This window comes from Sporosarcina sp. Y838 (assembly GCF_056786515.1).
This window is the reverse complement of the sequence record NZ_JBXCJD010000022.1, coordinates 1-24,925: the sequence shown is the minus strand read 5'-3', so window position 1 is coordinate 24,925 and position 24,925 is coordinate 1. Positions and strand designations below refer to the sequence as shown.

Genomic DNA, 24,925 nt, shown 5'->3' with positions numbered 1-24,925 from the left:
CATACATGAAGGCAACAGGAATCGTTCGCAGAATTGATGATCTTGGAAGGGTAGTTATCCCTAAAGAGATCCGCAGAACATTGAGGATACGTGAAGGGGATCCACTTGAGATTTTTACCGACCGTGATGGTGAAGTGATTTTAAAGAAATATTCACCGATATCGGAACTCGGGCAATTTGCAAAAGAGTATGCGGAAACCCTTTACGAAACACTTGGAACTCCAGCACTGATTAGTGACCGTGATGAAATGATTGCCGTCTCCGGGTTATCTAAAAAAGATTATTTGAATCGCCAATTGTCCCCTGATATCGACGAAATCATGAATGGTCGTAAAGTCGTCACGGAAAAACTTGAAAAAGCCATCGAATGGGTTCCGGGACAAGTCGAACAAGTTAAATCTTATTGTATCGCACCAATTGTAGCTGCTGGGGATACAATCGGAGCTGTCTATTTACTGTCGAAGGTGCATTTTATAGGAGAAACCGAACTGAAAGCAGCGGAAACAGCTGCTCATTTTTTAGCAAAACAGATGGAACCGTAAAAACAGCCCACCAAAACCGGATTAAATCGGTTTTAGTGGGCTGTTTATATTTCCGTGGTGGGCAATAAGGACATGGCGGAGTTGAAAGTTAACGAAAGAATATCTTCTATCTGCTGTTTTTTTAGTTATTTACAAAAAGAAGCTACAAACCATGGCGGTTTGTAGCTCCTTGATGAATTAATTGATAAAAAACATCAGTTTCTTTGGTCGTTATATATGTCGGATTCCTTGATATCTATTCAGTAATATATCCAGCTCTTGACTGTGTTCGACGACAATTGGATGACTCAAACCAAAGTCTTTTGCTTTCATATACATAATTTCCCTTTTCAATTTTATTAGAACCAATAGAATCCGTTTTTTAGGAATTGTTTTTATCATTTTTAGCCCCTCCGATTTACTCATATCATCATTTCCTATTTTAAAATACAATTTTAAGTAATATCTTCATATCTTCATACCTATTTCTTTCCCATATCGTTGAACGATTAAACCTATTCTGAAAAATAAATTTGGACATTAGGAATATTTATTGAAAATCTTTACATTATTCATTCATGATATAATGTATCTATTATGAACGACAGAAAGAGGCACGAAAATGGCGCAACAATGGGATATGAAAACGTTCATGAAAGGCGCGTCGATTCTGACGATTTCTGCGATTATTGTGAAATTACTTGGTGCGGTCTACCGAATTCCGTTCCAAAATCTTGTCGGCGACAAAGGGTTCTATATTTATCAACAAGTATATCCTTTTATCGGTATTTTTATCGTTTGGACGTCTTATGGCTTTGCGGTAGCTGTATCGAAGCTGCTTGCGGGAAGTACAAGCCGCGGTGAAGCAAAAGCGTTGATGCGTGTGGCATTTACATATCTACTTTTATTATCAATAACCTTTTTTGTTCTATTAACTGTTTTCGCACCATTTTTCGCGCACTCCATGGGAGATCCCGCACTTGCTCCACTTCTGCGGGCAGGCGCGTATATCGTTCTGCTTATGCCGGCGTTAGCGGTGTTGAAGGGGTCATTTCAATCGGAGGGACAGATGGTGCCAGTTGCCGTTTCTGGTGTTGGTGAGCAGGCTTTCCGTGTAACGGTTATCCTCATTGGGACATGGATTGCGATGCGGACAGGTGCATCGCTGTATACAGCGGGTGAAGTGGCGATGTGGGGTGCAGTTATCGGAGAAAGTGCGGGCGTTGTAATTCTCGCACTCTATTTTCGTAATTCATTCAAAGGCCCGCTGGAAAGAGTCGATACATGGCGAGTGGTAAAAGAATTAACGGTTGTCAGTTTGGGGGTCAGCGCAAGTTCACTCATTCTCCTGATGTTTCAACTGGTCGATTCATTTACGATCTATAATATTCTCATGTCTAATGGTCTTGCAGAAGATACGGCGATGGTAATGAAAGGTGTCTACGACCGGGGACAACCGCTTGTGCAAATGGGGATTCTAATCGCTTCGACATTAGCGCTTGCGATTGTTCCACTAATCGCTCATCATTCGGCAAAAAAAGCGGGACAAGGGGCATTGCCATTTATCCGATTAACGTTCCGAACAGCATTCCTATTCGGATGGGCCGCCGCCGCGGGGCTTGCGCTAGTTTTACCCTATGTGAATGAAATGCTGTTTGAAACACGTGATGGTACCGCAGCACTCGTGATTTTTTCGTTTCAAATTTTTTGGCTATCTCTTATTTTACCGCTAACGGCGATGCTACAAGGTGCAGGGAAAGTGAAAGTACCGACGCTTCTACTTATTGGTGGACTGGTTATAAAAGTTTTTGCAAATCAACTGCTTGTCCCCGGATGGAATGTCATTGGCGCGGCAATTGCAGGAAATATTGGTTTCGCGGCGATTACGTTTGGGCTCTTACTTTATTTCAAAAAGGTTTGGCCGATCCGCCTTGCACAAATCCGTTTTTACGGATGGGTGATAGCGGCGACTGTCCTTATGATTGCAGTTGTCCTGCCATGGATGCTTATTGCAGACGGATTTATATTCGACAAGTTTCCAAGTAGGATAGGTGCGACAATTATCGCGCTAACTTCTGTCGCTGCAGGTGCAAGTGTTTTCCTTTTCGTTGTTATGAAATCACGTATAATGGCAGAGAAGGAATGGTTTCTGCTGCCATTTGGCAAGCGTTTTTCTACATTGCAATTACGACTTAATAAAAGAAAAGGTGAATAACATGCATCGGTTAACAATTATTGGTCTCGGTGCGGGTGACCTTGATCAATTGGCGCTCGGGACATACCGAAAGTTAAAAGAAGCAAACCGCATCGTAGCGCGTACGGATCAGCATCCTGCTGTCGCAGAATTAAGGGCAGAAGGGCTTGTTCTGACAAGCTTCGATGAAATTTATGAAAAACACGACTCGTTCGAGCAAGTATATGATGAAATCGTAGATCAGCTGCTTGCAATGTGTGAGGAACAGCCAGTTACCTATGTTGTTCCGGGACATCCGCTCGTGGCCGAACGAACAGTTCAGCTATTAGTCGAGAAAGAGCGCGAAGGTATCGTTCAGCTTGAAATTGCGGGCGGCAACAGTTTTCTTGACCCGATTTTCGCAGCGCTGCGCATTGATCCAATTGAAGGATTTCAATTGATTGATGGTACGGATATGAAACGCGATGATGTCCATATGACGCAGCATGTGCTGATTGGACAAGTGTACGATGCATTCGTGGCGTCTGAAGTGAAATTATCGTTGATGGAGAAATACGCTTATGATCACCCGGTGACGATTGTGACGGCGGCCGGTTCGACAGGCGAGAAAATTAGCACAGTCCCTCTATTTGAACTGGACCGAGTGACTGAAATTGATAATTTAACGACCATATATGTACCGCCTGTCTTCGAACGGGAAGCGCGGTTGAAAGACTGGACGACGTTTAGAGAAATCATTGCTGCACTGCGCGCTCCTGATGGTTGCCCATGGGACCGTCAACAGACGCATGCATCATTGAAACGGTACTTAATCGAAGAAGCACATGAACTGCTTGAAGCAATCGATAACGAAGATGACGAAGCAATCATTGAAGAACTTGGTGATGTATTACTTCAAGTGTTCCTTCATGCTCAAGTTGGGGAAGATGACGGTTACTTTGCGATGGAGGATATACTTCAAGCGGTCGGTTCAAAAATGATCCGTCGACACCCGCATGTTTTTGGTGATAAGAGTGTGAAGGATTCTGAAGAGGTCCTGCAAAATTGGCAGGAAATTAAGCAACAAGAAAAACCGCAGTCGGCATCTCTTTTGGCAGGGCAGAGCCGACCTTCATCTTCACTACTGACGTCTTTAAATTACCAGAAAGAAGCGGCAAGGGTCGGGTTTGATTGGCCAACAATTGATGGCGCTTTTGAAAAGTTTGAAGAGGAATGGATGGAATTCCGTAAAGAATTGGAGAGCGGAACAAAATACAGTCAAATGGATGAACTGGGTGATGTCCTGTTTACGATCGTCAACATTTCGCGCTTCCTCAAATTGTCTCCTGAAGAAGCGATGGTTCACGCGAATCAAAAGTTCAATAGACGGTTTTCATTCGTCGAAAAAGGTGTGAAAGATGGACGTGGTGAATTTGCGGACTATACACTTGACGAACTCGAAGCATTTTGGCAATTAGCAAAAGGAGGGGAAGATAATCATGAGACTCGATAAGTTTTTAAAAGTATCCCGCCTTATCAAGAGAAGGACGCTCGCGAAGCAAGTAGCTGATCAAGGTCGTATAACGATTAATGAAAAGGTTGCGAAGGCATCGTCCGTCGTGAAAGAAAGCGACGAACTGGCAATCCGTTTTGGTCAGAAAGTAGTAACGGTTAAAATCAATTTGCTGAAAGATACGACTAAAAAAGATGATGCAGCTTCAATGTACACGATTTTGAAAGAGGAGAAACTTGAAAAAGTGGAACCTGAATTCATGGATGACGAAGATTGAACGGCATGACAGGGAATATTCCTGTCATGTTTTTTTATGGTCCGGCATAAGATGGCAATGAACGTACAAGCAAAGGGGGAAGCATATAATGCAATTTCAAACTGATAGTCCTACGTACGCAATTCCATCAGGAGACCATGTCGTTACGATGCGCAACAGAAAGCGGATGGATCTCACATCGGTAAAATCAATTGACCGCTTCGATCAGGAAGAATTTCTCGTTCGTACATCTCAAGGATTGTTACAAATCCGCGGAGAGGAACTGCGCATCGTCCACCTAGATGTCGATAAAGGACTTCTTACATTGGAGGGAACGGTCAGCACGATTCAATATGATGAAGAAGAATCAGGCTCAAAAGGTTTCCTCCATAAATTGTTTGGATGAGTTTATCCGTTCAATTTCTTAGCCTGCTCGCTATGATTGGGACGGGCATTGTCGCCGGGGCATTCATGGACATGATTGGAACAGGCACCACACACGCCGGCAAGAAATCAATTATTCGAAAGCGCGCGGCCTGGATTGAAGTGTTTGGATGGATACTTGTCGGATGCGGAACGTTTTATATTCTTTATCTTGTCAGGGATGGAGCATGGCGGATGTATGACCCCTTTGCTCAGATAAGCGGACTGCTTCTTTATGCAAGTATCTTCTATAAGCCATTCCGGTTTCTTGGTAGATTAATACTGGCATTACTAATAAAGCCGCTTTGGTTTCTTGCGCGTCTGATTATTACGGTTATTCGACAAATCATCCGTTTCATTATAAAAGTCTTTGTAATACTTTTCACACCAATTGTTAAACTATACCACTTCATTTCTGGAAAACTCTTTAAAGTGAGAGTGAAATGATGTATAATTTATGGACTAACAACTTGTAAGGTGTGAAGAGAGGAAGTGTGGGACATGCAACAAAAGCAGCCGAAGAAATCGTCCGAAAGGATTGCATCGATTCAAACTGAATATGTCCGCTCCCTAAAAAAGAAAGTAGATAGGAAGAATGCGCGAAAAGTTCGTCTATACAGGAGACTAGCGGTTTTTGCTATCATTTCAGCAATTATCCTTGGCGGTCTAACGAATATGTTTTTCACTCAGAAGAAAGCTTTGGCAGAGAAAGAACTACAAAAAGAAGAAATGCTGACGCAGCTTGAAGAGGTAAATGAAGAGCAGGACATGCTGAAAAGACAACTAGTGAAATTGAATGATGATGACTATATTGCTAAGCTTGCGCGCAAAGAATACTTCTTGTCCGAAAAGAATGAGATTATTTTCGCAATACCGGAAAATGAGAAAAAAAAGGAAAAAAAAGATGAAGGAAAAGAGTAGTCTTATTGACACTCTTTTTTTATTGGCTATAATGGAAGTACGGTTCTTGCATTTGCAGGACTGATTAATATGGTTGCAAGGCTTCCAGCGTGGGGCCCGCTTAAATTTTAAGGAGGAGCATTTTTTTTATGTCAATTGAAGTAGGCAGCAAGCTAGAGGGTAAAGTAACAGGGATCACAAACTTCGGGGCATTTGTCGAGCTACCGAATGGCTCTACAGGCCTGGTCCATATAAGTGAAGTAGCGGACAATTATGTCAAGGACATCAATGATCATTTTAAAGTCGGTGACATGGTTGAAGTAAAAGTGATGAATGTCGGTGCAGATGGTAAAATCGGGTTGTCGATTAGAAAAGCGAAGCCTGAATCTGAGCAGCGTCCAGAACGTCCTCAGCGTCCGCAACGTCCGCGTCAAGGTGGTCGACCTGCTCCTGATCGTCCGGAGAACTTTGAACAAAAGATGGCAAAGTTCATGAAAGATAGCGAGGAGCGCCTCTCAACACTTAAGAGAGCGACAGAGTCGAAACGCGGTGGCCGTGGCGCAAGCAGAGGGTAACTTGCTAGCTGTTTCAATTCATGAAAAAATGTACGATAGTATAAAGAAAAACGGTGGCCAAGGGTTATTACTCTTGACCGCCGTTTTTTTTTGGATTTTAAAATGTAGTGTCTAAGAGACTGTCATAATTCTACCTAGGATAATTGCGGTAGTCTGACAAATTGTCATGGCTCGTCAATAATAGCTCCTCTTCTTGTTTGACCTAAAAATATAAGAGCAGTCCCAGCGTCGTTAGCAAACGACACTGGGACTGCTCTTTTACAACCTATCGTCTAGCAAGTTTAAATCATTTGCAGTGTGACACGATATAGCGAACTTAGACTGTTTTTTTAATCGTATGATGATTTTCGCATATAAACGACCATCTTTTGTAACTCATTTATGGCGGCAGAGGGGATCGAACCCCCGACCTCACGGGTATGAACCGTACGCTCTAGCCAGCTGAGCTACGCCGCCTTAACCTTATTTGCAAAAGAACTTGTTTCTGCTCATAAGAACAACAATATTTATAATACAATCGAACCGCGCCAGTGTCAACCTACTTCGAAGGAAAAAAGAAAAAACAGTTCGGAATGAGTCGAAACATTTTATTTTCTTCTTGTCATGAACAGACAATTTCCTGGCAAACGCCTATGTATACTCAAGGCATAGTAGACATAGGGGGAATGGGAAATGAAACTAATCGATAGCGTAATGCGTCCTGTGGGCCATCCGATTGGCATGTATCTCGAAATGATTGGGAAACGAAAAATGCATATTTTAGTTGCAAGCCTATTCTTATTTGGATCCTTTTTCTTGGCACAAGCTGTTTTGTTCGACGCGGCTGTTCCTTTTTTCTTGCCGGTTTGGGCATTGGCACGGGCGCGCTTTAGGAAGCATCTGATATGGGTATTTATCGGTGGAATGCTAGGGAGTGCTTTTCTAGGTCTTGGACAAGCTGTCATTCATCTACTGATGCTTGCTTTGTTCAACGCAGTCATTAAGTATCCATTGTTACGAAAATCGGTACCTTTCACGGTAGCCGGATGCATCATCATCGTACAGGTGATATGGCAGTTTGTTATGCATGCCGGACAACCCCCAGTCAATGTTCAACTATATATAGGTTTTGAAGCAGTTCTTGCTTTATTTATGACGTTTTTCCTTTTTGTTGCTTTCCCGCCTGCTGATCGAATCTTTTTTGGAAAGTGGACACCTGAGCGGCTTGGGGCGGCTTGCCTTATCGGAGCGATGGCTACAACTGGTATGAGTGGGATTATGTTGGGATCTGTATCGGTTTCAGGAACACTTATCCATCTTGCAATCTTACTAGCAGCACTAGTGGGGGGACTTCCATTTTCAACAACAGTCGCGATGATAATCGCTGCAATCGTTGGGATAGCAGAATTATCGTTTACCGGAATGATGGCGGTCTATGGGATGACGGGCTTTTTTGCAGGTGCATTACGACGCTTTAAAAAAATGGGTATTGCAGTGGGGGGGATTGCGGTATCACTATTCTTCCTTATGTATGATCTGACGTTGCCTCTTGATAGATCTCATTTTGTGACAATCGGCGTAGCTACTGTTCTTTTTTTGTTTTTCCCAACAAAAAAACTTGAGACAATTCGGCGTGTATTTCATCCGGAAAACACGGATGTGACTGAAAAGCGACAGAAATGGCTAGCGGAAAGACTAGATGAACAGTTATCTGACTTCCAACAGTTCTCCGAATTCATGTCGGCACTCGTTAGCGACCGGTTTTCTCCGCAGAGTAATTCGAATATGGTGCCTCAACAAGTCATACCGAAAATCTGTCAGTCTTGTTTTAGGTACTCAAAGTGTTGGGATAGTGGAGACAATGATATGGGAGGACTGATTAATGAATGGGAAATGACCTATTCCATGACGAAAAAAGCGAAGCGGCACCGCGTGGAAGAAAAAATAAAATACAAGTGTATTCGTTTTAACGGACTTGTGGCAGAACTTGAAGAAACAGCAGCTTCAAGTTTATTGACAGGGCAACTTCAACACGGACGGAAAATGCTGGCTCTCCAGTTACGGGATATGAGTACTCATCTCGATAAAATAATGAATGAAGTTAAAGAGGATTTATCTGTTTATAAACCAGCTGAAGAAGAGTTAGCAAAACGTCTGCTAGAAAAAGACATCGAATTCTTTCAGATTGATATGTTGTCAGGAGAAAGGGGAGCACGTCGCATCATCTGTTGTATCCCGGAGAAAAGATCCGACTTCGAAACAGATACTACGGTGGCAGAAAGGTTAATCCTACCTGTTCTAGAAGAAATGTATGACGAGCCTTTCCGGGTCGCAAAATCTCTCGTACTGCAAGAACCATTTCCGCATATTCAACTGACGTTCGGCTCTGCAGTTCGCTTTTCACTGGACTATGGCGTTGTCGCGACGGCGGGTGGTGAAACATTCCGAGCAGGAGATGCCTATGAAGTGTTCCCGATACATGAAGGACTAACTGCAGTCCTGTTGTCGGATGGGATGGGACAGGATTTGAATGCCTATCATGAGAGTCGAAAAGTAATCCGTCTGATGCGGGAGTGTCTTGATAGGAAAATGGATCCTGAAACGGCCATGCATACGCTTCACTATATGATGTCCCTGAACGGACTTGATGATATGTATGCAACACTAGATCTTGCTCTTATTGATTTACAGGACGGTCGTATTTGGTCTTGGAAAGCCGGGTCGATGAGTACGTATATTAAACGGGGGGAGGACTTTTTAAGGTTGGACAGCAAATCTGTGCCCGTTGGTTTTCTCCCATCCTTTTCTATTGAGGCGAAGAATGAAGAGTTAAAGTCGGGTGATATTATACTAATGTTAACGGACGGCATTTTTAACGGTGATATTCCAATTGAAAAACAAGAGGAGTCGCTGTATAACAGCCTTGAAAAATACGGAGGTTACGAATGCGACAAAATCGCCGATCGAGTTATGCATGAGATGGAGCGGAAGTTTGGTGTAATGGGTGACGACCGTACAGTGTTAGTTATGAAAATCGATCATGTATTGCCGAAGTGGTCAAGTTTTACACCGTACTCGCAAATTATTTCCCGGGAAAAGGCGATTTGAAGAATCTTTAAGGGAGTGAGGGGACCCTAAATTGAAGCCCCTTTAGAAGTTTTATGATAAAATTTGATTAAGAGTAAGTCACTATAGGAGGAAGTCGGGAAATGGATACATTGGGACAGAAAATTTTTCGTTTCGTCAAGGATTGGTTGCTAATTTCCCCGAATGACCGTATTCTTGTCGCTTGTTCAGGGGGGGTCGATTCAGTGGCGCTACTACACTTCATGGTCTCCAATCAGGAACGAATGGGTATTGAAATCGCCGCAATTCACGTAGATCATAAATTGCGTGGAGAAGAATCGGAGGCAGACGGTACCTTTGTGAAAGAATTATGTGAATCATACGGAGTACCGTTTTTTGGTGGAAGTGTTCCGGTGCCTGAAATTATAGAGAGAGACGGCGGGAATGTGCAAGCTGTCTGCCGTGATGGAAGATATGCTTTTTTTGCAGATATCATGCAAAAACATGGTTATCCTGTCTTGGCAACAGCGCACCATGCAGAAGACCAGTTGGAAACGGTATTGATGCAAGTGACAAAAGGCAGTATGCCTTCAGGTATCCCCGTTAAACGTGCAGTTGATGGGGGTCAACTTATTCGACCATTCCTTCCTGTCATGAAAGTGGATCTCTATTCATACGCTGCTGAAAACAACTTACAGTTCCGTGAAGACCCGAGTAATGAAAGTGACGCCTACCAGCGTAACCGTTTCCGTCACCGAATCATCCCCTTCCTTCAAGATGAAAACCCGGCAGTTGCGGAAAATGCAGTGAGAATGTCAGGTTGGCTTCAGCAAGATGAAGAGTTGCTTGAAATAATGGCGAAAGACCGTTTGGATGGAATTATTAAATTCACAGAAGCGGGCTTGCCTAGCGTTGATGGAAATGCTTTCTCTAACATGCATCAAGCTTTACAAAGACGGATGATTACACTACTATTGAAGTATGTTTACAATGGGGAATTTGTGCCCGTAAAATATAATTTCGCGCTCATTAACCAACTACTGCATCATCTGGCTTCACAGAATGGGAATGTCTCCATTGACCTTCCGCGCGGTTACCGATTCATTCGGGAGTATGGGGTGTTGACGTTCGTTCGAGACACAGCAAACGAGGAAATCTCTGGGCAAAAACGATTGCCGAAAGATAGTTGGATCAGTTGGGGAAATGACGTACAGCTTTATTGGACTGATGTGGATAATCCCGCAGCACAATTATTCACGGATGCAGATGATATCATGTATTTTGATCTGCCTCATTCTGCATTGCCTCTGGGAATTAGGAACAGAGAAGATGGGGATCGTATTTTGTTACCCGGAATGTCACATCCGAAACGCTTATCCAGGTTGTTTATCGATTCGAAGGTTGCTATGACTTCGCGCAACCAATTGCCGGTACTCATTACAGCACAAGGTGAAGTGTGTGCGGTTCCGGGCTTAAGATATGGAGTGGCATTTTCGAGAAAACAAACAGATCGTAGTAAATACATAGTTAGTACAAGGAAGTTATAATTGATATGTATGAAAGAGGGGGAATTCCGATGTTGGCAAAAGATATCGAGGAAATACTGATTACAGAAGATGAAATCCAAGGGAAAATCCGTGAGCTTGGTGAAGTACTTACTGAAGAGTACCAAGATAAGTTCGTTCTTGCAATTGGCGTTCTAAAAGGCGGCTTGCCTTTCATGAGTGATCTTATTAAGCGTATTGATGCTTATATTGAACTCGATTTTATGGATGTCTCCAGTTACGGCAATGCAACAGTTTCGTCCGGTGAAGTTAAAATTGTTAAGGATTTGAATACAAGTGTCGAAGGGCGCGATGTACTTATCATTGAAGACATTATCGACAGTGGGAAGACGTTAAGCTACCTCGTAGAATTGATGAAATACCGCAAAGCAAATTCTATTAAAATTGTCACACTTCTTGATAAACCGACTGGCCGGAAAGTAGATTTAAAAGCGGATTACGTTGGTTTCATCGTACCGGATGCGTTTGTAGTCGGGTATGGACTTGATTATATGGAGAAATACAGAAACTTACCTTACATTGGTGTGCTGAAAAAGGAAATTTACTCATTTTAAGAGAGTGGTAAGTATTTCTTAAATGAGTTTGCGAAAAATTCATTTAGCTAAGGCATTTCCTTTGTAGGTGAATCATACCTATGATAAGATTTACACTAGTTTTCTGTCTAATGAAATGAGGAGGCTTGGGATGAATCGAATACTTCGATACTTTCTATTATACGGACTGATATTTCTTGCGATAATGGGGATATTCAGTTCACTAAACAACACAAACCCAAAACAGAAAGAGATTCGTTACGATGAATTTATAACTGCTTTGGAAGAGGGTAAAGTGGAAACAGTAAGTTTACAGCCAGTCCAGCTCGTCCTTGAAGTGAGGGGTAAAATGGATGGGTATGAAGAAGGTGAAGAATTCGTAACAAATGTTCTGAACGATGCTGCTATACAAGATGACATCCGTTCACTTGCTACGAAAACCAATACTGAAATTGATATCTTGCCTACTCCTGTAGCAAGCGCATGGGTTTCTTTCTTTACCGGTCTTTTACCGTTCATCATCATCTTCATTCTATTCTTCTTCCTGTTAAACCAGGCGCAAGGTGGAGGTGGCGGCGGTGGCCGTGTTATGAACTTCGGCAAGAGTAAAGCGAAGCTTCATACAGACGATCGCAAAAAAGTTCGCTTCACTGATGTTGCAGGAGCGGACGAAGAGAAAGCGGAGCTTGTGGAAGTTGTAGACTTCCTGAAAGATTCGACTAAATTCGTCGAAGTCGGAGCACGCATACCTAGAGGAATCCTGTTAGTTGGACCTCCTGGTACAGGTAAAACGCTATTGGCACGTGCGGTTGCAGGCGAAGCGGGAGTTCCGTTCTTCTCAATCTCAGGTTCTGATTTTGTGGAAATGTTCGTTGGGGTCGGGGCATCACGTGTACGTGACCTTTTCGAAAATGCTAAAAAGAATGCACCATGTATTATTTTCATCGATGAAATCGATGCGGTCGGCCGTCAACGTGGCGCAGGCCTCGGCGGTGGACACGATGAACGTGAACAAACACTGAATCAGCTTCTTGTTGAAATGGATGGGTTCGGTGAGAACGAAGGGGTTATCATAGTTGCGGCGACAAACCGACCGGATATCCTTGACCCTGCACTTCTTCGTCCAGGACGTTTCGACCGTCAAATCACAGTTGGTCGCCCGGATGTAAAAGGAAGAGAAGCAGTTCTAAAAGTCCATGCGCGCAATAAGCCACTTGATGACACTGTCAACTTGAAGGCACTTGCACAACGTACACCTGGTTTCTCGGGAGCAGACCTTGAAAACCTATTGAACGAAGCAGCGCTTGTGGCTGCAAGACGTGACAAAACGAAAATCGATATGTCTGACATCGACGAAGCAACTGACCGAGTTATTGCGGGTCCTGCGAAGACGAGCCGCGTCATATCGAAAAAAGAACGTGATATTGTAGCATTCCATGAAGCGGGTCACGTTGTTGTTGGGCTAATGCTCGATGACGCTGAAATCGTTCATAAAGTAACAATTGTTCCTCGTGGTCAGGCAGGCGGCTACGCCGTTATGCTTCCAAAAGAAGACCGTTACTTCATGACGAAGCCCGAACTTCTCGATAAAATATCAGGGCTTCTGGGTGGTCGAGTTGCAGAGGAAATTGTCCTCGGTGAAGTTTCAACTGGGGCTCACAATGACTTCCAGCGTGCAACTGGCATCGCGCGTTCGATGGTAACTGAGTACGGAATGAGCGATAAGCTCGGACCGATGCAGTTTGGTCAGTCTCAAGGGCAAGTATTCCTTGGTCGTGACTTCAACTCTGAACAAAACTATTCCGAATCGATTGCATATGAAATCGACCAAGAAATGCAACGTATTATCAAAGAACAATACGCTCGTACACATGAAATTCTATCTGGACAACGCGACTTGCTTGATTTAATTGCAACGACGCTTCTAGAAGTCGAAACACTTGATGCAGAGCAAATTAATCATCTAAAAGATCATGGCACACTGCCAGATCGTCCATATGGCCGTTATGGCTTGGATAATTTAGATGATAAACCGAAAAGTATCGATGCAGTAGAAAGTGGAGATGACGTAGTCATTTCTGAATCGACTGGAGCACCTACGGATCCGTCAATCGTTGATTTACGAAAAGAATCCGATGGCGAACAACCTCTTAGGCCAATCGACGAAGAACGCAGAGATTAAAAATTATGAAAGCTGACTGTTTCTTTTGAAACAGTCAGCTTTTTTGTTGCAAACTAATGTCTTCATGTCCGAATTCTAACCGTATGCGAAGGATTAAACTTGCACCCATCCTCTATGTGGCCCTGTTCAACGTGTCGCCATTCAAGCCACTTCTGCTTTTGTTCATAGCTTGGTATGTGGTATGATATGTTGGAAAATGACGAAGTTAGCGGGGGAACCAATATGATTCTAGTGCTGGATACAGGAAATACAAATATTGTCCTTGGTGTCTATGAACAAGGAGAACTTAAACATCATTGGCGTATGGAAACTTATCGACATAAGACGGAAGATGAATATGCGATGCAAGTAAAGTCGATGTTTTCACATGTCGGACTAACTTTTGACGATGTACGTGGCATTATCATTTCATCGGTCGTCCCGCCTGTTATGTTTCCATTGGAGCAAATGTGTAGAAAATACTTCAATCAAAAACCACTAATTGTTGGACCAGGTCTCAAAACTGGATTGAATATCAAGTACGAAAATCCTCGTGAGGTTGGTGCAGACCGGATTGTCAATGCGGTTGCAGCAATACATGAATATGGAACTCCGCTGATTATTGTTGATTTTGGGACGGCAACGACCTATTGTTATGTAAATGAAAAAGGCGAGTATATGGGTGGGGCAATTGCGCCAGGTATCGGAATTTCATTGGAAGCATTGTTCGACCGGGCATCTAAATTGCCTCGTATCGAGCTCACGAAGCCAGAGCATGTTGTAGGGAAAAACACTGTAGCTGCTATGCAGGCTGGAATTGTTTATGGATATGTTGGACAAGTTGATGGTATTGTTGCCCGTATGAAAGCACAGAGTAAGGATGAACCTACCGTCATTGCTACGGGAGGGCTTGCAGATCTTATTGCAAGTGAGACGACAGTTATTGATATTGTTGACAACTTTCTAACGCTAAAGGGGCTTCATCTAATATACGAAAGAAACATGTAGAAGGAGTAGATATAGTAAATGAAAGATTACTTAGTAAAAGCACTTGCATTTGATGGGACAATCCGCGCATATGCGGTACGCTCAACGGAAACGGTGTCTGAAGTACAACGCCGCCACAGCATGTGGCCGACAGCAACGGCAGCTCTTGGGCGTTCAATGACGGCGACTGTTATGATGGGTGCCATGTCAAAAGGCGAAGATAAACTGACGATTAAAATTGATGGCAAAGGTCCAATTGGTTCAATGGTTATCGATGCAAATGCACATGGTGAAGTTCGAGGGTATGCATCGAACCCACAAACACATTTTGACTTGAATGAGATAGGTAAACTCGACGTAAAACGTGCGGTTGGAACAGAAGGGATGCTTTCGGTCGTAAAAGATTTAGGTCTTCGCGATTTCTTTACAGGACAGGTTCCGATTGTATCTGGCGAGATTGCTGAAGACTTTACGGAGTACTTTGTCGTTTCGGAGCAGGTGCCTTCTGCAGTCGGACTAGGTGTTCTCGTAAATCCTGACAATACAGTTAAAGCCTCGGGCGGTTTCATAATCCAGGTTATGCCTGGTGCATCGGAGGAAACGATTGTACAACTTGAAGAGCGTATTGCTAATGTCGAACCAATTTCATCATTAATCAACCGTGGTCTTACACCTGAGGAAATACTTTATGAAGTACTCGGTTCTGAAAATGTGGAAATTCTAGATCAGATGGATGTTTCATTCGAATGTAATTGTTCAAAAGACAGATTTGGTAATGCAATCATCGGCCTTGGAGAGCAGGAAATCAGAGAAATGATCGACGAGGATGGAAAAGCTGAAGCGCATTGCCATTTCTGTATGGAAACGTATGTGTATCCAAAAGAAGAGCTGGAAGGCTTTATCGATGAAATACAATCGAGGGCCTGAGTCTGGGACGGAAAGTTCACTGAAACGTAAACTAAAGACGAAACCACTTGTTCTCCTAATTGCAATTCTATTACTGTTTAATATCTTTTGGTTTGTAGGTTGGCTTATGCCGAACAAATCAAAGCAAACAGATGAAGTAGTGGCATCGGTTTCCGGTAAGCCAATTACAAGAGAACAGTGGATGACTGCGATGGAAAAAGAAGTGGGTCGCGAAACGCTCCTAGATCTAGTAAATGACTTGGTGATGGAAGTGGCTGCAGATCAGTATGAAATTGAAGTGTCCGATAAGGAGATTAACCTTGAAATGGCGCTTATCCGTTCCGTTGACGGCCGTTCCATTTCAGGTCAAGATGAAGAAAAGATGCGTCGAAAAATCCATTCCAATCTCATCCTTGAAAAAGTGTTAACGAAAGACATTGTGGTGAAAGACGATGCGATTAAGAAGCATTACGATGAAAATAGTTCACTTTATAATATCCAAACTTCCTATCGAACCTCTATTATTATTGTTCCGACGAAAGACGAAGCAAAACAGACAATTGATGAACTGTCAAAAGGCTCAAGCTTCGACGTACTTGCAAAAGAGCGGTCGACGGATCTTGCATCGGCAAGCCTTGGTGGGGATATCGGCTATATCAACGATTCGACAGATTCAATTGACTTGGCTATCGTTGAAGCAGTGTCCGGAGTGAAAGAAGGAACGATAAGTGATGTAATAGCTTTGAGTGACGGTACTTACTCGGTTTTGCGTGTGAATGAGGTAGTGAAGGGGCAATCTTTTAAATTTAAAGAAGTAAAAGATCATATTAGGCGTGAGCTTGCAATTGAACAACTTCCACAAGCGGTTAACCCGGAGGCGTTCTGGGAAGAGTTTGATGCGGAATGGTTTTACGGTAAATGATAGATAGCTGTCCGGAAGTCGACTTTAATCGGCATATCCGGACAGCTTTTCTTGTCTTCGGGAATAGGATAACTTCTAGATAGGAATTTCGACTTGGTTACGGCATTATGCACTATTGGTCTGTCAGAGGGTTAATCTTTAAGAGGAGTAAAAGAATATATATTGTGCGCATTCAATTGTTGACAATGTTCACATAATGGTAGTAAAATTAGTATTATAAAACATATCAAATTAGTAGGGATTGGGAGAGGGTAAAAATGACGTTAGTTGGAAACTCTATTGCAGACTTAGTTGGGAAAACACCTCTTGTTAAAATGAACAGAATGACAGGTGCAGAAGATGCGGATATTTATTTGAAACTTGAATATATGAATCCGGGATCGAGTGTCAAAGACCGTATTGCGCTTGCAATGATTGAGGCTGCTGAAAAGTCGGGTGATTTGAAAGAAGGAAGTACGATAATCGAACCGACAAGCGGAAACACAGGAATTGGGCTTGCAATGATCGCTGCGGCAAAAGGCTATAAAGCGGTTCTCGTTATGCCAGATACGATGAGTTCTGAACGACGCAATTTGCTTCGGGCTTATGGTGCAGATCTTGTACTTACGCCGGGTGCTGAAGGAATGAAGGGCGCCATTGGAAAAGCTGAAACACTAGCAAAGGAAAATGGTTGGTTTATGCCACAACAATTTAACAATGAGGCAAACCCTGAAATACATCGCTTAACAACAGGTCCTGAAATTGCCGACGCACTAGACCGTGTGGACGCATTCATTTCTGGAATTGGAACGGGCGGTACGATTACAGGAGTGGGTCTCGTCTTGAAAGAGCGTTTTTCGGAAGTGAGCATTATCGCAGTTGAACCGACAGACTCTCCCGTACTTTCAGGCGGTAAGCCGGGACCACATAAAATTCAAGGTATTGGTGCAGGATTCGTTCCAAAAGTTCTCGACACGGAAGTCTACAACGAAATTATCCAAGTGACGAACGACGAAGCGTATGAAACGGCAAGACGTGCAGCTCGAGAAGAGGGTATTCTGGGTGGCGTTTCATCAGGAGCGGCAATCTTTGCAGCTTTACAAGTTGCGAAGAAACTTGGTAAAGGGAAGGTAGTCGTTGCGATTCTTCCTTCTAATGGAGAACGTTACTTAAGTACACCACTTTATCAATTTGACGAAGAATAATTAAATGCAGCTAGAAGGTGCTAAAATGCACCTTCTTTTTTATTTCAATTTTATTGGTTTTAGATGTTCTTCGAATAAAAAAGGAATTCACGCTAATTATTATAGCGTAAAAAGGCTTTTTCCCTGTAAGATGAAGTTACTAAAGTTATCGGGAGGAAACTGGGATGCACAAACAAAAGATCGATTATACAACATTGTCGATGACGAAAGAACAATTTTTCTATGGCTATAAAGAATTGGCTCATATGCATGACACTCATGTCCTTCTTGAAAGTGGACGGGGCGGGGCATTATGTATGGCGGGAATTGACCCTCTTGTTACATTGCGGACATTGAACGAGAAAAAGTTACAACTAATTTGGCGTGATGGCACAGAGGAAGTAAGAGAAGGAGATCCCCTCGAACTACTAAATGAGTTTGTTCAGTCATATGAAATTGAATCTATTCCTGGACTGCCGGATTTTCAAGGCGGTGCAATAGGTTTCATAAGCTACGATTATGTCCGAACTTATGAAAATATTCCAGACGATACAATGGACGACTTGGATACACCCGACTTATTCTTCTGTCTGTTCGACCGCTGGGCGGTTCTTGATTGTAAGAATGAAATGGCTTATTTCATGACACTCCCAGATAGTGATTTAGAACCCTCGGAGCTAGAATTCGACTGGGTAGCCGCTGCGTTAGCGGGAATAAGCAAGCAAGTTTTCGCGCCAGGGGATGCTAAAGAGGTCTCTATTAGTGAAAAAAATCTAGCTGTTTCTGTTACGGGGCCGCAATTTGCGCAGATGGTTCGTGACGTGCAGAATTATATTTCAAGCGGGGATGTTGTTCAAGTCAATCTCTCGGTAAGGCAATCACAATTGCTGACAGCAAATCCGCTTGATATGTATGAAGCGCTACGCTCATTTAATCCATCTCCTTATATGGCTTCAATCGGGTCCTCGGAATTCTCCGTTGTCTCGGGTTCACCCGAGCTACTGCTGAAAAAGCGTGGAGATGAAATGAGTACGCGTCCAATTGGTGGTACGCGCCCTAGGGGGAAAGACGAAACTGAGGATGCTGCGCTTCATGCTGAATTATTGTCGAACAAAAAAGAGACGGGCGAACATATTATGCTTGTAGATCTGGAACGAGAAGACTTTGAACGTGTTTGTAAAACTGGAACGGTTGAAACAGATGAATTCATGGTCGTGGAAAAATATTCACACGTGATGCATCTCGTGTCGAACGTCCGAGGAAAAGCTGCAGAAGGCATATCTAATGCTGATATTGTCAAAGGTGTATTCCCAGGGGGTTCCATCACAGGTTCTCCGAAACTCCGGACAATGGAAATTATTGAAGAACTAGAACCCACGCGAAGAGGATTGTATACGGGTTCAATCGGTTGGTTTGGCTTTAATGGTGATTTTGAACTTAATATTGTCATCCGTACTGTCTATATTAAGGACGGCATTGCACATATCCAGGCAGGCGCAGGTCTTGTCGCCGATTCAGTGCCGGAAGCAGAATATGTAGAATCGTTAAATAAGGCAAAAGCGCTTTGGCAGGCAAAAGCGATGGTGGAGAAGTAAGATAGGAGGTTCGTTATGTGGTGTTGGATGAATGGTGAATTCCTGCGAGCGGACGAGTTAAAGATTTCACCCTTCGATCACGGTTTTCTGTATGGAGCTGGCTTTTTCGAAACGTTCCGAACGTATAAGGGTAATGTATTCTTGTATGATAAACATATGGATAGACTACATGCTGCACTCACAGAGTATCGGATTTCGATGCCTTACGATGAAATGGAAATTCTCGCTGCTGTAAGTAGACTGGATGAACTGAATGGCGGCAGTGATGGCTATTTCAGGCTAAATGTCTCGGCGGGAGTCCATGATATCGGTCTTGCACCTTCTTCCTATGCAGTGCCGAACGTTATTTTGTTTAGAAAAGAATTGGTTCCGACTGTTCGGGGTACGGAGAAGAGGGCAGTCTGGCTTGAGACGCCGCGTAATAATCCAGAAAGTACGGTACGTCATAAGTCGCACAACTTCCTTAACAATATAAAGGGGAGACTGGAGCTATCTTCGTTGAAAGAGATGGAAGGTCTTTTTGTAACTGCTGAAGGTTATGTTGCTGAAGGAGTTACGTCAAATGTATTCTGGTTGAAGGATGGCGTATTATTTACGCCGACTATCGAAACGGGGATTCTCCCGGGGACGACACGTGCGTTTATCATAGAAAGTGCTAAGTCTGCCGAAATCACTGTGAATGAAGGGTTTTATGGTAAAGAAGATGTGGAATCTGCTGACGAGGTATTTGTAACGAACGCTGTGCAGGAAATCGTGCCCCTATCCATGATTGAAGAAATACAGCTTCCGGGAGCGGCGGGTGGTTTTTATAAAAGGCTCCATGAATACTACTTGCGGGCGATAGATGATATGAAAGAAGGTTATCGGTAATGAAATTGATTCATGCACGTGATACATACCAGTTTGGAAATGTAAAAATGGATTTTAAAAAAGAAACGGTTATCATGGGTATTTTGAATGTGACACCCGATTCGTTTTCAGATGGCGGAAAATATGGCCGCATTGACGCTGCGCTTAAGCGTGCGGGAGAAATGCTTCGAGATGGAGCAAAAATCATTGATGTCGGTGGTGAATCAACTCGTCCAGGATATATTCCGATTTCATTGGAAGAAGAGATTGAACGAACGGTTCCGATTATCAAGGCTTTGACGAAAGAATTTGGATGCACTGTGTCGATTGATACATATAAAGCTGGCGTCGCAGAGGAAGCAATCTTGGCGGGCGCAGGGATAATCAATGACATTTGGGGAGCAAAACGCGAACCGTATATTGCAGACGTTGCAGCAAAACATAATGTGCCCATTATTCTAATGCACAATCGTGAGAAGGCGGAGTACGAAGGTAACTTTATGGATGAAGTTATCGCTGATTTGGAAGAAAGTGTAGGGATTGCAGTTGCGGCAGGTGTAACGCATGATAATATCTGGCTCGATCCGGGTATCGGGTTTGTTCGGAATGCAATTCAAAATATATGGACAATGCAAGGGCTCGAACGGATAGCTGAGATGGGGTACCCAGTACTTCTCGGAACATCGCGAAAATCGCTGATTGGAAGCGTTCTTGGCTTGCCTGTTGAGGAACGGCTTGAAGGAACAGGGGCGACTGTTTGCTACGGAATCGAACATGGCTGCCATATTGTGCGCGTGCATGACGTGAAAGAAATTGCCCGTATGGCAAAAATGATGGATGTGCTAACTGGGAAAACGGATTTCGAACAATAGGAGGAGTCCATTTTAAATGATGAAGTATGAGTGGCGAAAAGAGGATAAAGAAATCTATTTGCCAAAACAGACACCCACTATTTACGATGACATCGAAAAGTTGTATATCAAAGTACAGGGTGAAGGACATCCAGATAGTGATTTGTTCCGGTCAAACGTGGAACTTTTATATGCATTGTCTTACAGTATTCGAATGATGCCAAAGAGTCGCTACACACCAAAAGACTACTATGAATATACAGTATTTCCGCTTGAGGGAATTTGGGATTTAGATGAAGAGGGAAGAAAGTTGGACTACCTCGATAAAAATCATTTTGTTTATCAATTAATGATCAGACAGCCTGACTTTGTGACGAGCGAAGTTTTTCAAAGGGCTGTTGAAAACGTGCGGGCCAAAAAGAAACATATACCAGTCGATGCGGCAACACTTGAGCCGTTTTCTGATGGATTATCTGTTCAGATGATGCACCATGGTAGTTACGATAAAGAACCAGCAACGTTTTCTATAATGGAAAAGTATTGCGAGGAACAAGGTTTAATCCGAATTGAAAAAAGTCATAGAGAAATCTATATCACAGACGCTAGAAGAACAGCACCAGAGAAATTAAAGACTGTGCTTAGATTTAAAGTTTCAAAATAAGAAATGTAATTTAATTGAGGAAGTAAATAAGTTGTGTACGTACGCTAACTTAAAGGCGGGTCACCCTATTGCTTTATCAGTCATACGAGGAGGATGCGGTATGGATTATATTCATCTGAACGAATTGGAGTTTTACGGTTATCACGGTGCACTACCGGAAGAGACAAGGCTTGGTCAGCGTTTCCGTGCGACGGTTTCGCTTGCGACAGATTTGTCGGAAGCGGGAAAGACAGATAATCTGGATAAAACGGTTAATTATGCTGAAGTATATAGCTTGTGTCGGACAATTATAGAAGGCGAGCCTGTAAAATTGATCGAAACAGTTGCTGAGAATATTGCGACAAGGGTATTGGTAATGTTTGCAGATAAAGTGACTGGGGTTCGTGTGATACTTGTAAAACCGGATCCACCGATTCCGGGCCATTATACATCTGTATCGGTTGACATTACGAGGGGGCACTTTCAATGAATGTAGCGTACCTCTCTTTGGGTTCGAACATCGGTGATAGGCTGCATCATTTGAAAGAATCGGTTCGAGCGCTTCATGTAAGTAATGGCACAACGGTTACATCGATATCGTCAATTTATGAAACAGTGCCTGTTGGCTATACAAATCAGGCAGACTTTCTAAACCTGGTTATCCGTGTTGAAACAGATTTAACAGCACATGAACTGTTGGTAGTGTGTCAAAGTATAGAACAAGAGCTTGGCCGAGTTCGTGAAGTCAAGTGGGGTCCTCGGACTGTAGACCTTGATATTCTGTTGTATAATAACGACAATATTGAAACGGAGAATTTGGTTGTACCGCACCCGAGAATGCATGAGCGGGCATTTGTTCTAATTCCTCTTCTAGAAATAGCTCCTTTAATTGCCGATTCGATGGTAGACACAGGCGTTATACTTTGGAAGAAGCTTAACGAAGTTGATGAATTCCTACAAGAAGGGGAATGACACATACCATATACCATAACTGTTCTGTCGGCGAGATAGGTAATAGAAAATCCGTAACATGGTCAATACAATGAAAACGGCTGATGAGTTAACGAACCTTATGAACGGCTTTGGTGATGAAATGATGAAACGTGATCAAGTAGCAGTGAGTATAAGTTCTGTTTGCGCTGGATAAGTCGGGCTGTCACGCGTTGTGGCAGCCTTTTTCGATACGGATAAGTTAAAAGTTGGAGATTTTTCGTCAAGACACCAGTTATTCTTGGTGTTATTAGATGATGTGAATAAGTAAAACGTGTTTGGGTGGCGCAAATTGTGTACAATAGATGCATGCTATCTTATGCAGCGGATAATGATGAAGGAGTGAAAGAAATGTCACATTTGGATGAAATGAACGATCAGCTTTTGGTGAGACGCCAGAAGATGGAAGATATACGGGAAAGTGGATTAGACCCATTCGGCTCAAGATTCGGGCGGACACATCTATCGAATGAAATCCGGGAGCGTTTTGAAGAGATTTCAAAAGAAGACCTCGATGAAACGCTTCATACAGTAACAATTGCAGGTCGTATCATGACGAAGCGCGGTAAAGGAAAAGCTGGATTTGCGAATCTGCAAGATCTTGGCGGCCAGGTTCAAATCTACGTAAGACAAGATGCGATTGGTGAAGATGCTTACAAACTCTACAATAGTACAGATCTTGGGGACATTATCGGGATTACAGGGACAATCTTCAAGACGAAAGTTGGAGAACTCTCTATTAAAGCGACAGAATTCACATTCCTTACAAAAGCGCTGCGTCCATTACCTGAGAAATTCCACGGGTTGAAAGATATAGAACAACGTTACCGTCAGCGTTATTTGGATTTGATTGCGACGGAAGGTAGTAAAGAGACATTCATTCTAAGAAGTCGTATCATCCAGTCGATGCGCCGTTACTTGGATGGACAAGGTTTTCTTGAAGTGGAGACACCGATGCTACATGCGATTGCAGGAGGAGCATCTGCACGCCCATTCGTCACACATCATAATACGCTCGACATGACACTATACATGCGGATTGCAATCGAGCTTCATTTGAAGCGCCTTATTGTCGGTGGACTTGAGAAGGTATATGAAATAGGACGCGTATTCCGTAATGAAGGCATTTCAACGCGCCATAATCCAGAATTTACAATGATAGAATTATATGAAGCGTACGCGGATTATAACGACATCATGGAATTGACCGAAAACTTAGTAGCTCATATTGCCCAGGACGTGCTCGGCACGATGCAAGTGCAGTATGGAGAAGATGTGATTGATTTAGCACCAGGATGGAAACGACTGCATATGGCTGATGCGATAAAAGAGTATACGGGTGTTGATTTCTGGAAAGAGATGACTAAAGAAGAAGCTCATTCATTAGCTAAAGAACACGGGGTAGAAGTTAAACCATTGATGGAAGTGGGACATGTGTTGAATGAGTTCTTCGAACAGAAGGTAGAAGAGCAACTTGTGCAACCGACATTTATCTATGGACATCCTATTGAAATTTCTCCACTTGCGAAAAAGAATGCACAAGATAGCCGCTTTACGGATCGTTTTGAGTTGTTCATTGTACGACGTGAACATGCGAATGCATTTACAGAATTGAATGACCCAATTGATCAACGTGAACGTTTTGAATCACAACTTGTAGAAAAGGAACAAGGGAATGATGAAGCGCACGACATGGATGAGGATTTCATCGAGGCACTTGAGTATGGTTTACCGCCAACTGGAGGACTTGGAATCGGTGTGGATCGCCTTGTCATGCTGTTGACAAATGCACAATCAATTCGTGACATCTTACTGTTCCCGCAAATGCGCCCGAAAGAATAAATGGAGTTAACCGCTGTGTAATGCCTATTAAAGGGCTATTACACAGCGTTTTTTATAGATTTGGATAAAAAGATGAAACTAATTCAAAATTAGTGTTGCATTAAAAGTAGCCAGGTGATATATTAGATAACGTTGCCAGTCCGACACATAGTGTTTAGTCAAAACTTGAAAAAATAAATTGAAATTAGTTGTTGACACGGACGACATAGCTTGGTATGATATAAGAGTTGCCACTGAAACAAGCGGCAAACAAATAAAGAGGAAAGTAAATCAGTTCCTCGCCAAATGAACCTTGAAAACTGAACAGCAAAACATCAATGAGATATCGCGAGAGTGTGAACGCACTTGAGCAAAACGTTTCGAAGTAAGTCGATTTCGGTCGAGCGAAAAGAAACACACACAAGAATCTTCGGATTCTAGTCAGCAAGAAATGAGCTATTCATTTTCTTCTATTATGGAGAGTTTGATCCTGGCTCAGGACGAACGCTGGCGGCATGCCTAATACATGCAAGTCG

Annotated in this window: 24 protein-coding genes, 1 tRNA gene and 1 rRNA gene; 24 read left to right on the top strand and 2 right to left on the bottom strand. The window is 43.0% G+C overall.

Annotated features, from left to right (window positions below):
* Positions 1-5: 5 nt before the first annotated feature.
* Entirely contained in the window at positions 6-542 is a 537-nt protein-coding gene (spoVT, locus tag AC1TO4_RS17375; RefSeq protein WP_482103214.1) for a stage V sporulation protein T, read from the top strand.
* 210 nt (positions 543-752) lie between these two features.
* On the opposite strand, the gene AC1TO4_RS17370 is transcribed toward spoVT, so the two are convergent.
* On the bottom strand, positions 753-923 hold the full coding sequence (locus tag AC1TO4_RS17370; RefSeq protein ID WP_482106321.1) for a Spo0E family sporulation regulatory protein-aspartic acid phosphatase: 171 nt from the start codon (positions 921-923) through the stop codon (positions 753-755).
* 220 nt (positions 924-1,143) lie between these two features.
* Between AC1TO4_RS17370 and AC1TO4_RS17365 the strand changes: the two genes are divergently transcribed.
* The 7 genes from AC1TO4_RS17365 (at position 1,144) to AC1TO4_RS17335 (ending at position 6,361) form a co-directional block, all read left to right on the top strand.
* Positions 1,144-2,736 carry a putative polysaccharide biosynthesis protein gene (locus tag AC1TO4_RS17365; RefSeq protein WP_482106320.1) on the top strand — a complete coding sequence of 531 codons (1,593 nt, stop codon included), beginning with the start codon at positions 1,144-1,146 and terminating at the stop codon, positions 2,734-2,736.
* Position 2,737: 1 nt separating this feature from the next.
* Entirely contained in the window at positions 2,738-4,207 is a 1,470-nt protein-coding gene (yabN, locus tag AC1TO4_RS17360; RefSeq protein ID WP_482106319.1) for a bifunctional methyltransferase/pyrophosphohydrolase YabN, read from the top strand.
* Positions 4,194-4,484, top strand: coding sequence for an RNA-binding S4 domain-containing protein (locus AC1TO4_RS17355; protein WP_482106318.1), 291 nt, complete (start codon positions 4,194-4,196; stop codon positions 4,482-4,484). Before yabN ends, AC1TO4_RS17355 begins: the two co-directional genes overlap by 14 nt.
* Positions 4,485-4,572: 88 nt before the next feature.
* Positions 4,573-4,869, top strand: a complete 297-nt coding sequence (gene yabP, locus AC1TO4_RS17350; RefSeq protein WP_149582686.1) for a sporulation protein YabP — start codon at positions 4,573-4,575, stop codon at positions 4,867-4,869.
* Complete coding sequence (gene yabQ, locus AC1TO4_RS17345) at positions 4,866-5,333, top strand: spore cortex biosynthesis protein YabQ (RefSeq protein WP_482103205.1); 468 nt, start codon at positions 4,866-4,868, stop codon at positions 5,331-5,333. The genes yabP and yabQ overlap by 4 nt, the downstream gene beginning before the upstream one ends.
* Positions 5,334-5,387: 54 nt before the next feature.
* Positions 5,388-5,807 (top strand): FtsB family cell division protein, encoded by a 420-nt coding sequence (locus AC1TO4_RS17340; RefSeq protein ID WP_482103204.1) that lies wholly within the window; start codon positions 5,388-5,390, stop codon positions 5,805-5,807.
* 128 nt (positions 5,808-5,935) lie between these two features.
* Positions 5,936-6,361 (top strand): S1 domain-containing RNA-binding protein, encoded by a 426-nt coding sequence (locus AC1TO4_RS17335; RefSeq protein WP_179393599.1) that lies wholly within the window; start codon positions 5,936-5,938, stop codon positions 6,359-6,361.
* 382 nt (positions 6,362-6,743) lie between these two features.
* On the opposite strand, the gene AC1TO4_RS17330 is transcribed toward AC1TO4_RS17335, so the two are convergent.
* Positions 6,744-6,817 (bottom strand) — tRNA-Met (locus AC1TO4_RS17330).
* A gap of 216 nt (positions 6,818-7,033) precedes the next feature.
* On the opposite strand from AC1TO4_RS17330, the gene AC1TO4_RS17325 reads away from it, so the two are divergent.
* The 16 genes from AC1TO4_RS17325 to AC1TO4_RS17250 all read left to right on the top strand — a co-directional run.
* Positions 7,034-9,448 carry a SpoIIE family protein phosphatase gene (locus AC1TO4_RS17325; RefSeq protein ID WP_482106317.1) on the top strand — a complete coding sequence of 805 codons (2,415 nt, stop codon included), beginning with the start codon at positions 7,034-7,036 and terminating at the stop codon, positions 9,446-9,448.
* A gap of 101 nt (positions 9,449-9,549) precedes the next feature.
* On the top strand, positions 9,550-10,953 hold the full coding sequence (gene tilS, locus AC1TO4_RS17320) for a tRNA lysidine(34) synthetase TilS (protein WP_482106316.1): 1,404 nt from the start codon (positions 9,550-9,552) through the stop codon (positions 10,951-10,953).
* 29 nt (positions 10,954-10,982) lie between these two features.
* A complete protein-coding gene (gene hpt / locus AC1TO4_RS17315; RefSeq protein WP_482103201.1) occupies positions 10,983-11,525 on the top strand; it encodes a hypoxanthine phosphoribosyltransferase in 543 nt (180 codons plus the stop codon).
* Positions 11,526-11,655: 130 nt separating this feature from the next.
* Entirely contained in the window at positions 11,656-13,686 is a 2,031-nt protein-coding gene (gene ftsH, locus AC1TO4_RS17310) for an ATP-dependent zinc metalloprotease FtsH (RefSeq protein ID WP_482106315.1), read from the top strand.
* Positions 13,687-13,908: 222 nt separating this feature from the next.
* A complete protein-coding gene (locus AC1TO4_RS17305; protein WP_482106337.1) occupies positions 13,909-14,673 on the top strand; it encodes a type III pantothenate kinase in 765 nt (254 codons plus the stop codon).
* Between the two features lie 18 nt (positions 14,674-14,691).
* Positions 14,692-15,579, top strand: a complete 888-nt coding sequence (hslO, locus tag AC1TO4_RS17300; RefSeq protein ID WP_482106314.1) for an Hsp33 family molecular chaperone HslO — start codon at positions 14,692-14,694, stop codon at positions 15,577-15,579.
* The gene (locus AC1TO4_RS17295) at positions 15,557-16,480 is read left to right on the top strand and encodes a peptidyl-prolyl cis-trans isomerase (RefSeq protein WP_482106313.1); all 924 of its coding nucleotides are present in this window, start codon (positions 15,557-15,559) and stop codon (positions 16,478-16,480) included. The genes hslO and AC1TO4_RS17295 overlap by 23 nt, the downstream gene beginning before the upstream one ends.
* A gap of 257 nt (positions 16,481-16,737) precedes the next feature.
* On the top strand, positions 16,738-17,664 hold the full coding sequence (gene cysK / locus AC1TO4_RS17290) for a cysteine synthase A (RefSeq protein WP_482106312.1): 927 nt from the start codon (positions 16,738-16,740) through the stop codon (positions 17,662-17,664).
* Positions 17,665-17,828: 164 nt separating this feature from the next.
* Entirely contained in the window at positions 17,829-19,238 is a 1,410-nt protein-coding gene (locus AC1TO4_RS17285) for an anthranilate synthase component I family protein (protein WP_482106311.1), read from the top strand.
* Positions 19,239-19,253: 15 nt separating this feature from the next.
* Positions 19,254-20,108 (top strand): aminodeoxychorismate lyase, encoded by an 855-nt coding sequence (gene pabC, locus AC1TO4_RS17280; protein ID WP_482106310.1) that lies wholly within the window; start codon positions 19,254-19,256, stop codon positions 20,106-20,108.
* On the top strand, positions 20,108-20,959 hold the full coding sequence (gene folP / locus AC1TO4_RS17275; RefSeq protein WP_482106309.1) for a dihydropteroate synthase: 852 nt from the start codon (positions 20,108-20,110) through the stop codon (positions 20,957-20,959). The genes pabC and folP overlap by 1 nt, the downstream gene beginning before the upstream one ends.
* Positions 20,960-20,975: 16 nt before the next feature.
* The gene (locus AC1TO4_RS17270; RefSeq protein ID WP_482106308.1) at positions 20,976-21,599 is read left to right on the top strand and encodes a GyrI-like domain-containing protein; all 624 of its coding nucleotides are present in this window, start codon (positions 20,976-20,978) and stop codon (positions 21,597-21,599) included.
* Between the two features lie 100 nt (positions 21,600-21,699).
* Positions 21,700-22,068, top strand: coding sequence for a dihydroneopterin aldolase (gene folB / locus AC1TO4_RS17265; RefSeq protein WP_482106307.1), 369 nt, complete (start codon positions 21,700-21,702; stop codon positions 22,066-22,068).
* Positions 22,065-22,550: a 2-amino-4-hydroxy-6-hydroxymethyldihydropteridine diphosphokinase gene (folK, locus tag AC1TO4_RS17260; RefSeq protein ID WP_482103190.1), complete on the top strand. Its 486-nt coding sequence runs from the start codon at positions 22,065-22,067 to the stop codon at positions 22,548-22,550. The genes folB and folK overlap by 4 nt, the downstream gene beginning before the upstream one ends.
* Before the next feature lie 369 nt (positions 22,551-22,919).
* Complete coding sequence (lysS, locus tag AC1TO4_RS17255) at positions 22,920-24,410, top strand: lysine--tRNA ligase (protein ID WP_482106336.1); 1,491 nt, start codon at positions 22,920-22,922, stop codon at positions 24,408-24,410.
* 451 nt (positions 24,411-24,861) lie between these two features.
* A 16S ribosomal RNA gene (locus AC1TO4_RS17250) occupies positions 24,862-24,925 on the top strand; the annotation flags it as partial.

Bases quoted from the DNA above. Each gene is read 5' to 3' on its own strand.
- AC1TO4_RS17340 (WP_482103204.1), top strand. From the start codon at position 5,388: ATGCAACAAAAGCAGCCGAAGAAATCGTCCGAAAGGATTGCATCGATT.
- ftsH (WP_482106315.1), top strand. From the start codon at position 11,656: ATGAATCGAATACTTCGATACTTTCTATTATACGGACTGATATTTCTT.
- tilS (WP_482106316.1), top strand. From the start codon at position 9,550: ATGGATACATTGGGACAGAAAATTTTTCGTTTCGTCAAGGATTGGTTG.
- AC1TO4_RS17355 (WP_482106318.1), top strand. From the start codon at position 4,194: ATGAGACTCGATAAGTTTTTAAAAGTATCCCGCCTTATCAAGAGAAGG.
- yabN (WP_482106319.1), top strand. From the start codon at position 2,738: ATGCATCGGTTAACAATTATTGGTCTCGGTGCGGGTGACCTTGATCAA.
- hpt (WP_482103201.1), top strand. From the start codon at position 10,983: ATGTTGGCAAAAGATATCGAGGAAATACTGATTACAGAAGATGAAATC.
- cysK (WP_482106312.1), top strand. From the start codon at position 16,738: ATGACGTTAGTTGGAAACTCTATTGCAGACTTAGTTGGGAAAACACCT.
- AC1TO4_RS17325 (WP_482106317.1), top strand. From the start codon at position 7,034: ATGAAACTAATCGATAGCGTAATGCGTCCTGTGGGCCATCCGATTGGC.
- yabP (WP_149582686.1), top strand. From the start codon at position 4,573: ATGCAATTTCAAACTGATAGTCCTACGTACGCAATTCCATCAGGAGAC.
- AC1TO4_RS17335 (WP_179393599.1), top strand. From the start codon at position 5,936: ATGTCAATTGAAGTAGGCAGCAAGCTAGAGGGTAAAGTAACAGGGATC.
- folP (WP_482106309.1), top strand. From the start codon at position 20,108: ATGAAATTGATTCATGCACGTGATACATACCAGTTTGGAAATGTAAAA.
- AC1TO4_RS17270 (WP_482106308.1), top strand. From the start codon at position 20,976: ATGATGAAGTATGAGTGGCGAAAAGAGGATAAAGAAATCTATTTGCCA.
- AC1TO4_RS17365 (WP_482106320.1), top strand. From the start codon at position 1,144: ATGGCGCAACAATGGGATATGAAAACGTTCATGAAAGGCGCGTCGATT.
- AC1TO4_RS17370 (WP_482106321.1), bottom strand. From the start codon at position 923: ATGATAAAAACAATTCCTAAAAAACGGATTCTATTGGTTCTAATAAAA.
- folB (WP_482106307.1), top strand. From the start codon at position 21,700: ATGGATTATATTCATCTGAACGAATTGGAGTTTTACGGTTATCACGGT.
- hslO (WP_482106314.1), top strand. From the start codon at position 14,692: ATGAAAGATTACTTAGTAAAAGCACTTGCATTTGATGGGACAATCCGC.
- folK (WP_482103190.1), top strand. From the start codon at position 22,065: ATGAATGTAGCGTACCTCTCTTTGGGTTCGAACATCGGTGATAGGCTG.
- AC1TO4_RS17305 (WP_482106337.1), top strand. From the start codon at position 13,909: ATGATTCTAGTGCTGGATACAGGAAATACAAATATTGTCCTTGGTGTC.
- yabQ (WP_482103205.1), top strand. From the start codon at position 4,866: ATGAGTTTATCCGTTCAATTTCTTAGCCTGCTCGCTATGATTGGGACG.
- lysS (WP_482106336.1), top strand. From the start codon at position 22,920: ATGTCACATTTGGATGAAATGAACGATCAGCTTTTGGTGAGACGCCAG.
- spoVT (WP_482103214.1), top strand. From the start codon at position 6: ATGAAGGCAACAGGAATCGTTCGCAGAATTGATGATCTTGGAAGGGTA.
- pabC (WP_482106310.1), top strand. From the start codon at position 19,254: ATGTGGTGTTGGATGAATGGTGAATTCCTGCGAGCGGACGAGTTAAAG.
- AC1TO4_RS17295 (WP_482106313.1), top strand. From the start codon at position 15,557: ATGAAATACAATCGAGGGCCTGAGTCTGGGACGGAAAGTTCACTGAAA.
- AC1TO4_RS17285 (WP_482106311.1), top strand. From the start codon at position 17,829: ATGCACAAACAAAAGATCGATTATACAACATTGTCGATGACGAAAGAA.